Origin of the sequence: Aeromonas sp. 1805, assembly GCF_013085525.1 — a bacterium.
Taxonomy (GTDB): domain Bacteria; phylum Pseudomonadota; class Gammaproteobacteria; order Enterobacterales; family Aeromonadaceae; genus Aeromonas; species Aeromonas hydrophila.
In genome coordinates this window covers 623,089-635,784 of sequence record NZ_CP038515.1, presented here as the reverse complement: position 1 = coordinate 635,784, position 12,696 = coordinate 623,089, and the positions used below count along the sequence as shown (strand labels likewise).

The following is a 12,696-nucleotide window of genomic DNA, read 5'->3' as shown; positions in this document are numbered from 1 at the left end:
TTTATCAAGTTCCGGCATCATCTGGCCGACATAGGATAAGAATACGGGTCGTGTTGGGATTCTGACCCTTCTATACTATGGCGAGACTCGGGCAACGGACGTAAGGGCTTTATATGGCGAGCATATTGGATTCAGTGGACCAACGTACCCAGCTGGTAGGGGAGAACCGCCTGGAGCTGTTGATGTTCCGTTTGGGATCCCAACAGTTGTTTGCTATCAACGTGTTCAAGGTGCGGGAAGTGGTCAAGCTGCCCCATCTCAACAAGATGCCGGGAGCGCACCACAACATCAGCGGGGTGGCCAACATTCGTGGCACCTCCATTCCGGTGATCAACCTGCGCAGCGCCATCGGCATGCGCCCCATGCCCATCGATGCTGAGTCCAACCTCATCATTACCGAATACAACCGCACCATTCAGGGCTTTCTGGTGGGGCAGGTGGCCAACATCGTCAACATGACCTGGAAGGACATACTGCCGCCGCCGCGTTCCGCCGGGCGGGCGAACTACCTGACCGCCATCACCCGCATTCCCGAGGACGGTGTCGATCAGATCGTCGAGATCATCGACGTGGAGAAGGTGCTGGCCGAGATCATCACCTATGACATCCGCATCTCGGAAGAGGTGCTGGATCGGGAGATCTTGCCGGAAATGCATGGCCGCAAGGTGCTCATCGTTGATGACTCCAGCACGGCCCGCAATCTGGTGCGCGAAACCCTGGGCCAGCTGGGGCTGGAAGTGATCGAATGCCAGGATGGCCTGCAGGCGCTCAATCTGCTCAAGGGTTGGTGCGATGCGGGCAAGAAGGTGACCGACGAGATCCTGCTGATGATCACCGATGCCGAGATGCCGGAGATGGACGGCTACCGGTTGACCCATGAAATTCGCAGCGATGCCCGCATGTCCGATCTCTTCATCACCCTCAACACCTCGCTGAGCGGCAACTTCAACGAGGCCATGGTCAAGAAGGTGGGCTGTGATCGCTTCATCTCCAAGTTCCAGCCAGACCTGCTGGTCGGGGTGGCCCAGGAGCGGCTGCGCCAGATCCTGGAACGCTGAGACAGGAGCAATAAAAATCCCGCCTTGGCGGGATTTTTATTGGGGTGGGAACCCGGAAGATAGGCAAGGCCATGACACCGGGATCACTGGGTCAGCAGCGGCTCGATGAAGCTGGCCACCCGGTCGCGGATCTGCGGCTGGGCGGCGGCGGTGGGGTGGATGCCATCGTTCATCATGAGTTCAGGGCGCAGCGCAATATCATCCATGAAGAAGGGCATCAGCGGCAGCTGATTGGCGCTGGCCAGTTCCGGGAAGATCTGCTCGAACTGGCGCAGGTAGCGTGCGCCGTAGTTGCGGGGCAGCTGGATCTGGGTCAGCACGGTTTTTACCTGTTGAGCCTTGGTCAGCGCCACCATCCTGGTGAGGTTGTCCCGGGTGATGGCCGGCGCGAACCCGCGCAGCCCGTCGTTGCCACCCAGCTCGATCAGCACCCAGTCCGGTTGATGTTCCTTGAGCAGGGCCGGTAATCTGGCCAGCGCCCCTTGCGTAGTTTCACCACTGATGCTGGCATTGATAAGCTGATGTTTACCCCCCTGCTGCTGCCATTTCTGATTGAGCAGCGCAGGCCAGCTCTGCTCCGCCGGCATCTGATAACCCGCACTCAGGCTGTCGCCCAGTACCAGCAGGGTCTGGGCCTGCACCGATGACACCAGGCAGCACAAGGCAAACAGGAAACGCGTCATGAATTCAACTCCCATTATCAACGTCAAGGGCCTGGGCAAGACAGTGCGCCTGGGCCAGGAAAGCCTCACCATCCTTGAAGGGATCGACCTGCAAGTCAATAGCGGCGAAACGGTGGCGCTGGTCGGCGCTTCCGGCTCCGGCAAGTCCACCCTGCTGGGGCTGCTGGCCGGGCTGGATCTGCCGAGCCAGGGGGATATCGAGATCCAGGGCCAGTCGCTGCTGCAGCTGGACGAGGAGGGGCGTGCCCGGTTGCGGGCCGAGCAGGTCGGCTTTGTGTTCCAGTCCTTCCTGCTGCTGCCCACCCTGAGTGCGCTGGAGAACGTCATGCTGCCTGCCGAGCTGCGTGGCGAGACCCGCTGCGAGCCGCGGGCTCGCGAGCTGCTGGCGGCGGTCGGCCTTGGCGAACGGCTGCACCATCTGCCGCCGCGCCTCTCCGGCGGTGAACAGCAGCGGGTCGCCATTGCCCGGGCCTTCATGACCCGGCCCAGCCTGCTGCTGGCCGATGAGCCCACCGGCAACCTCGACAGCAAGACCGGGGAGCGGGTGATCGAGCTGCTGTTCGAGCTCAACCGCGAGCATGGCACCACGCTCGTGGTGGTGACCCATGATCACGAGCTGGCTCAGCGTTGCCAGCGGCAACTGGTGATGGCGGCAGGACGACTGGCGGCGGCTGCGTCAGCATCCGAAGCCGCTTCTGCAGCAAGAGTCAGGGAGCTGTCATGAGTCAATGGCGACTGGGATTCAAGCTATTGCGCCGGGAAGGATTCAACGGCGAGCTGCGCTGGTTCGTGCTGGCGCTGGCGCTGAGCGTGGCCTGTGTGCTGAGCGTGGCCCTGGTGGCGGATCGGCTGGATGCCGGGCTCAAAGCCTCCGGCCGCGACTTTATCGGTGCCGACCGGGCGCTGCGCTCGGCCACGCCGGCGCCGGCCGCCTGGCTCGAGCAGGCGGCAAAAACGGGCCTGGCGGTGCAGACCACGGTCAGCTTCAACAGCATGCTGTTTCATGGCGATGTCCTGCAACTGGCGTCCATCCGCGCCGTGCCTGAGGATTTCCCCTTCTACGGCAAGCTGGAGCTGAGCCCCCAGCGGGCGCCGGCACCCGGCGAGATCTGGCTCTCGGCCCGGGTGATGCAACTGCTGGCGGCCAAGCCGGGGGATGCGCTGGAAGTGGGCAATACGGTGCTCAAGGTGGCGGGGGTACTGGGTCAGGAGCCGGATCAGGGCTTCAGCCCCTTCCTGCTGGCGCCGCGGGCGCTGATCCACAGCGCCGATGTGGAGGCGACCGGTGCCCTGCTGCCGGGCAGCCGCCAGCAGTGGCGCTACCTGTTCAAGGGTACCCGCGAGCAGGTGGCCGACTATGAACGCTGGCTCAAACCCAGACTCAAGGCGGGACAGAAGCTGATCAAGCCGGACGACCAGGGCTCCCAAGTGGGCCGCTCGCTGGCCAATGCCGAGCGCTTCTTCCGGCTCGCCTCCCTGGCGGGAGTGCTGCTGGGGGCGCTGGCCATGGGCATTGCGGTGCGTCACTTCGCCGAGCGCCAGACCAACATGGTGGCGCTGCTCAAGACGCTCGGCGCGTCGCGGCGCTCACTCTGGCAGTTGATGGGCACCCTGTTGCTGTCGCTGACGCTGGTCGGCGCCCTGCTCGGTCTGGTGGCGGGCAGCGCCATGCAGTGGCTGACCCTGCATCTGCTGGGCAACCTGCTGCCCGCTGATCTACCGCCGCCGTCGTGGCGACCCTTTGCACTGGGGTTGGCGGTGGCCTTCTTCATCACCCTGCTGCTGGCCTTCGTGCCCTTCCTGCGTCTGCTCAAGGTGCCGCCGCTGCGGGTGCTGAGGCGCGAGCTGGAGGCGGGGATCCCGCCCTGGCTGGCGTTGCCGGTGGCGCTGCTCGGGCTGTTTGGGCTGGTGTGGGGCTTCACCGCCGATGCGACCCTGGCGCTGGGGCTGATCGGCGGCATGGGCTTGCTGATGGGGCTGCTGGCGCTGATCGCCTCCTTGCTGCTGCGACTGGGTCGCCGGGTGCAGGGGCCCCACGCGCTGCGGCTGGCCATCAGCCATCTCTCCCGCGAGCGGGGCAGCGGCCTGTTCCAGCTGGCGGGCTTTGCGCTGGCACTGATGCTGTTCGGCCTGCTGTGGGCGGCGCGGGTCGATCTGCTCGGCGAGTTCTCGGCTAGGCTGCCGGCGGATGCCCCCAACCGCTTCCTGGTCAACGTGGCAGACGGAGAGCGGGAGGGGATCCTGGCCGATCTGCGCCAGGCGGGGGCCGTGACCTCGGACTTCTACCCCATGGTGCGCGGCCGGCTGGTCAGCATCGCCAGCGAGGCGGTGCGCGACACGGATGAAGATGGCCGCGAAGGGGTCAATCGCGAGCTCAACTTCACCACCACCGCTACCCTGCCGCCGGACAATACTCTGACCGCAGGACGCTGGCTGGATGGCCCCGGCCAGGTATCGGTAGACAAGGATCTGGCCAAACGGCTCGACATCGCCCTCGGCGACACCCTGGGCTTCACCATCGAAGGGCGCAGCTTCAAGGCGCAGGTGACCAGCCTGCGGGCCATCAAGTGGGACAACATGCGACCCAACTTCTACATGATCTTCTCGCCGGACGTGCTGGCGCCTTTCTCCCAGACCTGGCTTGGCAGCTATCGTCTGCCTGAGCAGGGACGGGTGGCCGAAGTGGAGTTGATCCGCCGGCACCCCACGGTGAGCCTGATCGATGTGGACGATTTGATCGTGCGGCTGACGGCGGTGTCGGATCAGGTGAGCCGGGCGCTGGGGCTGATGCTGGGGCTGGTGACGGTGGCGGCGCTGCTGGTGCTGCTTACCCAGACCCAGGCCAGCATGGCCCATCGACGCCGGGAGCTGCTGCTGATGCGCACCCTGGGGGCCGGCAGTGAGCTGCTCCGGAAGATGCTGCGCTGGGAGCTGGTTGCCAGCGGCCTGCTGGCGGGGCTGTGCGCCGCCATGGTGGTCGAACTCTGTTCACTTGGTCTGCAGTGGTGGTGGTTCGAGGGGCAGTGGCAGTTCCACTGGGCCATCTGGGCCGGTCTGCCGTTGCTGGGGGCCGTGCTGGTGACGCTGGCGGGGCAGGGCATGCAGCGCCAGCTGCTGGCGGGCACCCTGAGCGATCGGCTGCGTGGGTTGGGGCAGGGCCTGCTCTGATCACCGCATCCTGTGCGGATGCCGCAATAACAAGCAGCCCGGCCAATGGCCGGGCTGCTTGTTATCCGGCTGGCTGATAAGCCCGGTCAGCGGGGAGTGCTCAGCAGATTGGCAAGGGCCTGGGGCAGCGCCGGGTAGGTGAAGTGGAAGCCGGCCTGCTGCAGACGGGTCGGCAGCACCCTCTGGCCGGTGAGCAGCAGATCGGCCGCTTCGCCCATCAGCAACTGCAGCAGGGGGGCCGGCACGAAGAAGAGGTGCGGCCGGTGCAGGGTGCCTGCCAGGGTCTGGCTGAACTCGCGGTTGCTGACCGGCTGCGGTGCCGTGCCGTTGAACAGGCCGTCGCACTCGTCATGCTCCAGCAAGAACAGGATGGCGCGCACCAGATCCTGGATGTGGATCCAGCTCATGATCTGGTTACCCGTGCCCATGGGGCCACCGAGGCCAAAACGATAGGGAGGCAACATTTTGGGCAGGGCGCCGCCGTCGGTGCCGAGCACCAGCCCGATGCGCACGATGCAGACCCGGGTATGCTTGCTGCGGGCCTCGCGGGCCAGGGTTTCCCACTGCTGACAGAGCTGATGGGTGAATTCGTCGTGAGGGGTCTGGCACTGCTCGTCCAGCGGTTCATCGCCCTGACGGCCATACCAGCCGATGGCGGAGGCGTTGATCAGCACCCTGGGCGGCGTATCGGAGAGCTTGACCAGATCGACCAGCTGTTCGGTCAGCAGCCAGCGGCTGTCACACAGCAGCTGCTTGCGCCGCTCGCTCCAGCGGCCGTTGGCGATGGGCTCCCCCGCCAGGTTGATGACCGCGTCTACGTCGTTGAGGTTGTCGAGCCGATCCAGGCTGTCGAGCAGTTTGACGTCGTGGCCGAGCAGATCATAGGCGCGGCTGCCCTGACGGGTCAGCACCAGCACCTCGTGGGCCACCTTGAGATGGGCCACCAGACGGCGACCGATGAAGCCTGTCCCTCCCGTGATCAATATTTTCATATGCAGACTCCCTGACGCTGTTGGCTCTACTCTAGTGGGCTGGCACCAGATGAACAAGCAGCTGTTTTTGCAAAGATTATAATCGTCACAGCAGGCATCTGGCGCATCGCGCCAGGGGGCGTGCAGCGAACACTGCGCACATGCGAAGGTATGGCGGCAACTGCCGCTGTCGCCCCGTTGCAGACGCGATATAGTGTTGGTCAGAGCGCCCCGCTCTGCCGTCAGAGTTGTCAGAAAGGCTTGTCAGAGAAGGGGATAGGAGTAGACTCGTCCGCTTTTTCACCGTTGCCGCGAGGGTGGGTATGCCGTTTGGTCGTTTGAGGTTGCGCCAGTTTTATACCAGGCTGGGGGCGGCGTTGCTGGCCGGCCTGCTCCCCTTGCTGCTCGGGGTATTGATCGTCTCCTGGCAGACCTTTGCCGGCATGAAGCAGGATGCCGAAGAGCGCCTGCTCCATGCCAGGGAGATGCTGGAGCGGACCCTGGATCACGCTCATCAGGCGGCGGCCATGGTACAGGGCAGCGTGGGGCGTCCCTGCGAGGAGGTGGTGCAGGGGCTGCGGGATCAGGTGGCGACCGTACCGGACGTGCGCACCGTCAATCTGGCCAAAGGGGAAGTGGTCTACTGCTCCTCGCTCTACGGCCCCTATCAGGGCCCCTTCAAGCTGGCCGATTATGCCAATGGCCAGCTGGATCTGATGCGGGGCAATCCGGTGACGCCGGGGCGGCCTCTGGTGGTCTATCGCCAACCGGTGGGGGAGTACAGCGTGCTGGTCGGCATCGACGGCTACTACCTGCACAATATTCTCGACATGCTCAGCCGCAACTCGCCGCTGACCCTGGTGATCGGGGCGCAGAGCATGCTGGCCGACGGCCAGATCCACGACGAGGTGCCGCCCGTGGCGCTGGGGTCGCTGGAGCAGACCTCCGGCAAGTATCCGTTTCGGGTGGTCACGGATCTCTCCCATGACGAGTACGGCAGCCATATCTGGAACTACTCTCGGGCCAGTCTCATCATCTACCCATTGCTGGGTCTGCTGGTGGGCTGTCTGGTCTACTGGCTGGCCGGCCGCTCGACTTCGCCCTCCCAGGAGCTGCGACGGGCGCTGGATCAACGGGAGTTCATCCCCTACCTGCAACCCGTGGTGACCGGTGACGACGCGCACTGGAGCGGCTGCGAGGTGCTGATGCGCTGGCAGCATCCGCGTCAGGGCCTCATCTCGCCGGATCGCTTCATTCCGCTGGCCGAAGACAGCGGTCTCATCGTGCCCATGACCCGGCTGCTGATGGAGCAGGTGCGCGAGCAGTTCGCAGGCCGAGTGCACAGCCTGCCCAGAGGGTTCCACTTCGGCTTCAACATCAGCGCCAGCCACTGCAAGGACATGAGCCTGCTGGAGGATTGCCGCGACTTCATCAACGCGTTTCGGGAGAACCCCATCAAGCTGGTGCTGGAGCTGACCGAGCGGGAACTGATCGTGGCGGACGAGACGACCGACCGCTTGTTTGCCGAGCTGCATCAGCTGGGGGTCTTCATCGCCATCGACGATTTTGGTACCGGCCACTCCAGCCTCACCTATCTGCAGCAGTTCCAGGTGGACTTTCTCAAGATCGATCAGAGCTTCGTCGGCATGATCGGCTCCGATGCCCTCTCCAGCCACATCGTCGAGAACGTCATCGATCTGGCGACCCGGCTCGGTCTGCTGCTGGTTGCCGAAGGGGTGGAGAACGAGGTCCAGGCCGCCTATCTGCGGGCGCGTCAGGTGAACTTCCTGCAGGGCTATCTGTATGGCAGGCCGATGCCGATGAAGGAGTTTGCCGGCCTGCTGGCGCAGGGCTGAGCCAAATTTCGCGCATAAAAAACCAGCGACCGAGGTCGCTGGTTTTTTTTCACCCCGAGGCTGGTCAGAGCATGCGGGCGAGGGCGCGGCACAGACGCTTGACCCCCTCCTCGATGGTGGCTTCATCCACGCAGGAGAAGCTCAGGCGCAGGGTGTTCTGGATCTCGGGGCGCACGTAGAAGGGGGCGCCCGGTACGAAGGCCACCTTTTCCTTGATCGCCTCGTCAAACAGCGCCATGGCGCTGACACTGGCGGGCAGGGTGAGCCAGAGGAACATGCCTCCTTCCGGTCGGGTATAGCTGACGCCGGGCGGGCAGTGACGGGCCAGGGCGGCCTCCATGGCGGCACGTTGACGGCCATAGACCTCCTTGATCTTCTCCAGATGGGCGTCCAGCGAGTTGTCGATCAGGAAGCGGTGCAGCACTTGCTGGCTGAAGGCGTTGCTGTGCAGGTCGGTGGCCTGTTTGGCGATGGTGACCTTCTTGCGCAGCCAGTCCGGCACCAGCATCCAGCCGAGGCGGAAGGCCGGGACGACGGTCTTGGAGAAGGAGCCGAGCAGCACGGTATTGTTCGGCGCCAGCTTGGCGATGGGGGGCAGGTGTTCGCCCTCGAAGCGCAGCTCGCCATAGGGGTCGTCTTCCACCATCAACAGCTCGTGGCTGACCAGTCGCTCGGCCAGCGCCTCGCGGTTGGCACGGTTGTAGGAGACGCCGCTCGGGTTCTGGAAGTTGGGCACGCCGTACAGCAGCTTGGCGTTGGAGCCGCTCGCCAGCAGCGCATCCAGCGCCGCCAGATCCAGCCCCTCCTCACCCAGGGTGATGGGCTTGAAGGCCGGTTGATAGACGGAGAAGGCCTGGATGGCGCCGAGATAGCCCGGCTCCTCGATGATGAGATCCTGCCCCTCGTCGATCAGCACCTTGCCCAGCAGATCCAGCGCCTGCTGGGAGCCGCTGGTGATGAGGATGTTGTCCGGATTGACCTGCATGCCGTGGCGGGCCAGATAGCGGTCGGCGATGTACTGGCGCAGCGGGGCGAAGCCCTCGGTGGCGGCATACTGCAGGGCTGCGGCACCCTGCTCGCGCAGCACATCCTGGCAGGCCTGGTCGATGGCCTTGACCGGGAACAGGTGCGGATTGGGCAGACCGCCGGCGAAGGAGATGATCTCCGGATTGGCGGCGACCTTGAGGATCTCGCGGATGAAGGAAGGCTCTACCTTCTCGAAGCGCTGGGCAAAAAACGGCTGCATAGGATTCTCTCTGGCATGGTGAGCGGTCGCTCCATTCGACCGCCAAGTTATCCGTTTGTATCAGATTTAAAAAATGAGGCAATGGCTGTAACAAAAATCGATAAAAAAGGCAGGTTTGGCACCTGCCCGAATTTTATCGGTCGGGGACGGCCATGGGGCGCAAAAGCCCCGGCGTGACCCGTTACAGTCCCGGCTCCTTGAGGAAGCGGATCATCAGCTCGGTGTTGGCACCGAGCTGCTGCTGCACCCGGCCCGGGAACAGTTCGGCCATCTTGTCGAGGCGGTCATACTGGGTATGCCAGATCTTGCCCCACTGGGTTTCACTGTCCCGATCGCAGGCGCTCTTGGTGGCATCGTCGTAGCAGTCCCACAGCGCCGGATTGGTGGTCTGGGAGTAGCCGTCGTAGCCATCCGCCCCGTTGATGGTGAAGTTGGTGGCCTCCACGTAGGCGATGGGCACCCCGAGGCAGGCGAACGGCGCATGATCGGACCAGCTGCCGGTCTCCCCTTCCGGGTAGCCGCTGTAGCTGGGGTGGATGGCAAACGGGGTGGCGGTCTGCTTGGAGATGGCCAGCAGGCGATCCCGCACCTTGGGATCGAAGCTGTAGCGGCTCGGATCGGCGCAGTTGTACTCGGCCACGTCGGAGTGGGCCGAGTGGACGTAGACGATGTCGCCCCCGGCGATGGTGTCGTAGTTCACCATGGCCAGCAGCCTGGCGACGGCGGTGCTGTCGAGGCTGGCGGCATAGGCCTTGGAGCCGTTGAGGCCGTTCTCCTCGGCGCCGAAGAAGGCGAAGCGCACCGTGTAGGGCAGGGTCTGCCCCTTGAGCGCTTCGGCCACCGCCAGCAGGGCGGCGACCCCGGCACCGTTGTCGGTGGCCCCCTCGGAGCCCTTCTTGTCGCCGGTGCTGTCATAGTGGGCACCGATCAGGATCACCTTGTCGCTGCTGCCCTTGAGCTCGGCGACCAGGTTCTGGGAGGTCTTGCTGGCCCCGCTCTTGGTGTAGGTGAAGGGCTGGTTCTGCACCTCGTAGCCCCAGCCGGCCAGATGGTCCTGGATCCAGGCGGCGGCGCGGGTCTCGGCCTCGCTGCCGGTGGGTCTGGCGCCGATCCCCTCGGCGGTGGAACTCAGCTGCACCAGGTATTCATAGGCCTGCTCGGCGGCAGAGGGGGCCTGTGAATCGTTGCTGGAGGTGTTGCACCCGGTCAGCAGGGCTGTGATGGCAAACGCCAATGCGGTGTGTTTCATACTGCAATCCTTTGTTGTGTATGGTTTTATTTGCGCAGGTCAGCATGCACCCGGCGCCTGGCAGATTCTGTGAAGGGGGTGGCATTTGTCAATCGCAGTGGCGGAATTGGTCAGTGGCGGGGGATTTGTTGCGCGAAACACTTGCGCCCTGAGCCTATCTTGGGATAATTCGCTACCCTGTTTCGCCGAGCGATGAAATGACGAACAAGTTCGCGTTCGTCGGCGAGGTGGAACGATGAAACAACGAGCAATTCATCTCGGTCGTCTGTGACCAGTACGACGAGATAACGAGCAATCCATTTATGTGGTCTGTGACCCAGACCGATGCAATAACGAGCAATTTGATTATGCCAGTGACCCAAGATGTGTTTAACGAAGACGGCAAGTTCATGCGCAAGATCCGCAGCTTTGTCCGTCGCGAAGGCCGCCTGACCAAAGGGCAGGAGAAGGCCCTGGAAGAGCTCTGGCCGGTCATGGGTATCGATTTCGCACCGGAGCCGCTCGATCTGGTTGCCCTGTTTGGCCGCGAGGCCCCGGTGGTGCTGGAAATCGGCTTCGGCATGGGCGCCTCCCTGGTGGAGATGGCCAAGAATGCCCCCGAGAAGAACTTCATCGGCATCGAAGTGCACTCGCCGGGTGTCGGTGCCTGCCTCGGTACCGCCCAGGAGGCGGGAGTCACCAACCTGCGTGTCATCTGCCACGACGCGGTCGAGGTGCTGGAGCACATGATCCCGAACGGCTCGCTCGCCTGCCTGCAGCTGTTCTTCCCGGATCCCTGGCACAAGAGCCGTCACCACAAGCGCCGCATCGTGCAGCCGGCCTTTGCCCAGGACATTCGCCAGAAGCTGGCCATCGGTGGCGTGTTCCACATGGCCACCGACTGGGAAAACTACGCCGAGCACATGCTGGAAGTGATGAGCGCCGCCGAGGGGTATGAGAACACCTCCGCCACCGGCAACTGGGTGCCGCGTCCAGACTGGCGCCCGCTGACCAAATTCGAACAACGTGGCCACCGTCTCGGCCACGGGGTGTGGGATCTGATTTTCAAACGTGTCAACTAACTGAAGGAGCTATCATGGCCAATCGTAGCCGCCGCCTGCGCAAGAAACTGCGCGTCGATGAATTCCAGGAAATGGGCTTCGACATCAGTTTCAACTTCCCGGTCGGTACCGCCGAAGAGACCATCGATGCGGTAGTCGACGCGATGATCGATGAAGTGATCGAACCCCGCAAGCTGGCCTTCGCCGGCTCCGGCCACCTGGCCTGGGAAGGGATGATCTGCACCCAGCAGCTGGGCAAATGCAGCGAAGAAGACCGCGCCGCCGTCAAAGCCTGGCTGGAAGGCAAGGGGATGGAAGCCGTGGTGGTCACCGAGCTGTTCGACCTCTGGTACGGTGAACCGGCCTGATGACAGGCTGGCTGTAGCAGGCGCCCCGGTGTCGACAGCCTGCGACAGCAGATAGACAAGTCCCGCCGCTGGCGGGATTTTTGTCGGTGGTGATGGGATCGCCACGTTAGTTATGGAATCGCTTATGGTGTTGTCATCCGAATTACTGGCCAGCATCCTGGATGAGGTGCGCCCGCTGCTCGGACAGGGCAAGGTGGCCGACTACATTCCGGCGCTGGCCCAGGTGCCGGCCGACCGGCTCGGGATCGCCGTCTGTACCGTGGAAGGGGAGCTGTTCACCGCCGGTGATGCCAGCGAGCCCTTCTCGATCCAGAGTATCTCCAAGGCCCTCAGCCTGACGTTGGCGCTCACCCTCTATCAGGAGGAGGAGATCTGGGCCCGGGTCGGCAAGGAGCCCTCCGGCCAGCCCTTCAACTCCCTGGTGCAGCTGGAATTCGAGCAGGGCATTCCCCGCAACCCCTTCATCAATGCCGGTGCCCTGGTGGTGAGCGATCTGCTGGAGACCCGCCTCACCGCGCCACGCCAGCGTACCCTGGAGCTGGTGCGCCGCCTCTCGGGCAACCCGGCCATCATGGCGGATCAAGTGGTGGCCCGCTCCGAATATCAGCACTCTGCCCGCAACGCGGCCATCGCCTATCTGATGAAGGCGTATGGCAATTTCGAGAACGAAGTGGACAAGGTGCTGCAGAGCTACTTCAATGCCTGTGCGATCCGCATGAGTTGCGTCGATCTGGCGCGGGCATTCATCTATCTGGCCAATCGCGGGGTGCCGCTGGGCGCGACGACTCCCTTGCTGCCGGCCCGCACCACCAAACAGGTCAACGCCCTGCTCGCCACCTGCGGCCTCTATGACGAGGCGGGGGATTTTGCCTATCGGGTCGGCATGCCGGGCAAATCCGGGGTCGGTGGCGGTATCATCGCCCTGATCCCGGGGGAATTGTGCGTCTGTGTCTGGTCGCCCGAGCTCAACAAGGCGGGCAACTCGCTGGCGGGCACGGCGGCGCTGGAACTGCTGGCCGAGCGTCTGGGCCGCTCCATTTTTTAACCTTGTCACTCT

At 63.8% G+C, this 12,696-nt stretch carries 11 protein-coding genes; 7 read left to right on the top strand and 4 right to left on the bottom strand.

The window, feature by feature from the left end:
• Nucleotides 1-113 precede the first annotated feature (113 nt).
• Nucleotides 114-1,058 carry a chemotaxis protein CheV gene (locus E5E96_RS02915; protein WP_017410908.1) on the top strand — a complete coding sequence of 315 codons (945 nt, stop codon included), beginning with the start codon at nt 114-116 and terminating at the stop codon, nt 1,056-1,058.
• An 83-nt stretch (nt 1,059-1,141) separates the two neighbouring features.
• On the opposite strand, the gene E5E96_RS02910 is transcribed toward E5E96_RS02915, so the two are convergent.
• The gene (locus E5E96_RS02910) at nt 1,142-1,741 is read right to left on the bottom strand and encodes an arylesterase (RefSeq protein ID WP_011707238.1); all 600 of its coding nucleotides are present in this window, start codon (nt 1,739-1,741) and stop codon (nt 1,142-1,144) included.
• On the opposite strand from E5E96_RS02910, the gene E5E96_RS02905 reads away from it, so the two are divergent.
• Complete coding sequence (locus tag E5E96_RS02905) at nt 1,740-2,465, top strand: ABC transporter ATP-binding protein (protein ID WP_041218586.1); 726 nt, start codon at nt 1,740-1,742, stop codon at nt 2,463-2,465. The two genes, E5E96_RS02910 and E5E96_RS02905, sit on opposite strands and share 2 nt — an antisense overlap.
• Nucleotides 2,462-4,909, top strand: a complete 2,448-nt coding sequence (locus tag E5E96_RS02900; RefSeq protein ID WP_171281517.1) for an ABC transporter permease — start codon at nt 2,462-2,464, stop codon at nt 4,907-4,909. The genes E5E96_RS02905 and E5E96_RS02900 overlap by 4 nt, the downstream gene beginning before the upstream one ends.
• Nucleotides 4,910-4,995: 86 nt before the next feature.
• On the opposite strand, the gene E5E96_RS02895 is transcribed toward E5E96_RS02900, so the two are convergent.
• Nucleotides 4,996-5,901, bottom strand: coding sequence for a TIGR01777 family oxidoreductase (locus E5E96_RS02895; RefSeq protein WP_171281516.1), 906 nt, complete (start codon nt 5,899-5,901; stop codon nt 4,996-4,998).
• A gap of 302 nt (nt 5,902-6,203) precedes the next feature.
• On the opposite strand from E5E96_RS02895, the gene E5E96_RS02890 reads away from it, so the two are divergent.
• Complete coding sequence (locus E5E96_RS02890; RefSeq protein WP_171281515.1) at nt 6,204-7,736, top strand: cyclic diguanylate phosphodiesterase; 1,533 nt, start codon at nt 6,204-6,206, stop codon at nt 7,734-7,736.
• A gap of 64 nt (nt 7,737-7,800) precedes the next feature.
• On the opposite strand, the gene E5E96_RS02885 is transcribed toward E5E96_RS02890, so the two are convergent.
• Together E5E96_RS02885 and E5E96_RS02880 are read right to left on the bottom strand one after the other, a co-directional pair.
• Nucleotides 7,801-8,982 carry a PLP-dependent aminotransferase family protein gene (locus tag E5E96_RS02885; RefSeq protein WP_102988052.1) on the bottom strand — a complete coding sequence of 394 codons (1,182 nt, stop codon included), beginning with the start codon at nt 8,980-8,982 and terminating at the stop codon, nt 7,801-7,803.
• Nucleotides 8,983-9,163: 181 nt separating this feature from the next.
• On the bottom strand, nt 9,164-10,231 hold the full coding sequence (locus E5E96_RS02880; protein WP_171281514.1) for a M28 family metallopeptidase: 1,068 nt from the start codon (nt 10,229-10,231) through the stop codon (nt 9,164-9,166).
• 347 nt (nt 10,232-10,578) lie between these two features.
• Here E5E96_RS02880 and trmB point away from each other — a divergent pair, with 347 nt between their 5' ends.
• The 3 genes from trmB to glsB all read left to right on the top strand — a co-directional run bounded on the left by trmB (nt 10,579) and on the right by glsB (nt 12,684).
• On the top strand, nt 10,579-11,292 hold the full coding sequence (trmB, locus tag E5E96_RS02875) for a tRNA (guanosine(46)-N7)-methyltransferase TrmB (RefSeq protein WP_017410916.1): 714 nt from the start codon (nt 10,579-10,581) through the stop codon (nt 11,290-11,292).
• 14 nt (nt 11,293-11,306) lie between these two features.
• Nucleotides 11,307-11,639 (top strand): YggL family protein, encoded by a 333-nt coding sequence (locus E5E96_RS02870; RefSeq protein WP_011707230.1) that lies wholly within the window; start codon nt 11,307-11,309, stop codon nt 11,637-11,639.
• A gap of 124 nt (nt 11,640-11,763) precedes the next feature.
• Nucleotides 11,764-12,684: a glutaminase B gene (gene glsB / locus E5E96_RS02865; protein ID WP_029299132.1), complete on the top strand. Its 921-nt coding sequence runs from the start codon at nt 11,764-11,766 to the stop codon at nt 12,682-12,684.
• Nucleotides 12,685-12,696 lie beyond the last annotated feature (12 nt).

Excerpts from the sequence above, each read along its gene's own strand:
- E5E96_RS02915 (WP_017410908.1), top strand. The coding sequence starts at position 114 with ATGGCGAGCATATTGGATTCAGTGGACCAACGTACCCAGCTGGTAGGG.
- E5E96_RS02905 (WP_041218586.1), top strand. The coding sequence starts at position 1,740 with ATGAATTCAACTCCCATTATCAACGTCAAGGGCCTGGGCAAGACAGTG.
- E5E96_RS02910 (WP_011707238.1), bottom strand. The coding sequence starts at position 1,741 with ATGACGCGTTTCCTGTTTGCCTTGTGCTGCCTGGTGTCATCGGTGCAG.
- E5E96_RS02900 (WP_171281517.1), top strand. The coding sequence starts at position 2,462 with ATGAGTCAATGGCGACTGGGATTCAAGCTATTGCGCCGGGAAGGATTC.
- E5E96_RS02895 (WP_171281516.1), bottom strand. The coding sequence starts at position 5,901 with ATGAAAATATTGATCACGGGAGGGACAGGCTTCATCGGTCGCCGTCTG.
- E5E96_RS02890 (WP_171281515.1), top strand. The coding sequence starts at position 6,204 with ATGCCGTTTGGTCGTTTGAGGTTGCGCCAGTTTTATACCAGGCTGGGG.
- E5E96_RS02885 (WP_102988052.1), bottom strand. The coding sequence starts at position 8,982 with ATGCAGCCGTTTTTTGCCCAGCGCTTCGAGAAGGTAGAGCCTTCCTTC.
- E5E96_RS02880 (WP_171281514.1), bottom strand. The coding sequence starts at position 10,231 with ATGAAACACACCGCATTGGCGTTTGCCATCACAGCCCTGCTGACCGGG.
- trmB (WP_017410916.1), top strand. The coding sequence starts at position 10,579 with ATGCCAGTGACCCAAGATGTGTTTAACGAAGACGGCAAGTTCATGCGC.
- E5E96_RS02870 (WP_011707230.1), top strand. The coding sequence starts at position 11,307 with ATGGCCAATCGTAGCCGCCGCCTGCGCAAGAAACTGCGCGTCGATGAA.
- glsB (WP_029299132.1), top strand. The coding sequence starts at position 11,764 with ATGGTGTTGTCATCCGAATTACTGGCCAGCATCCTGGATGAGGTGCGC.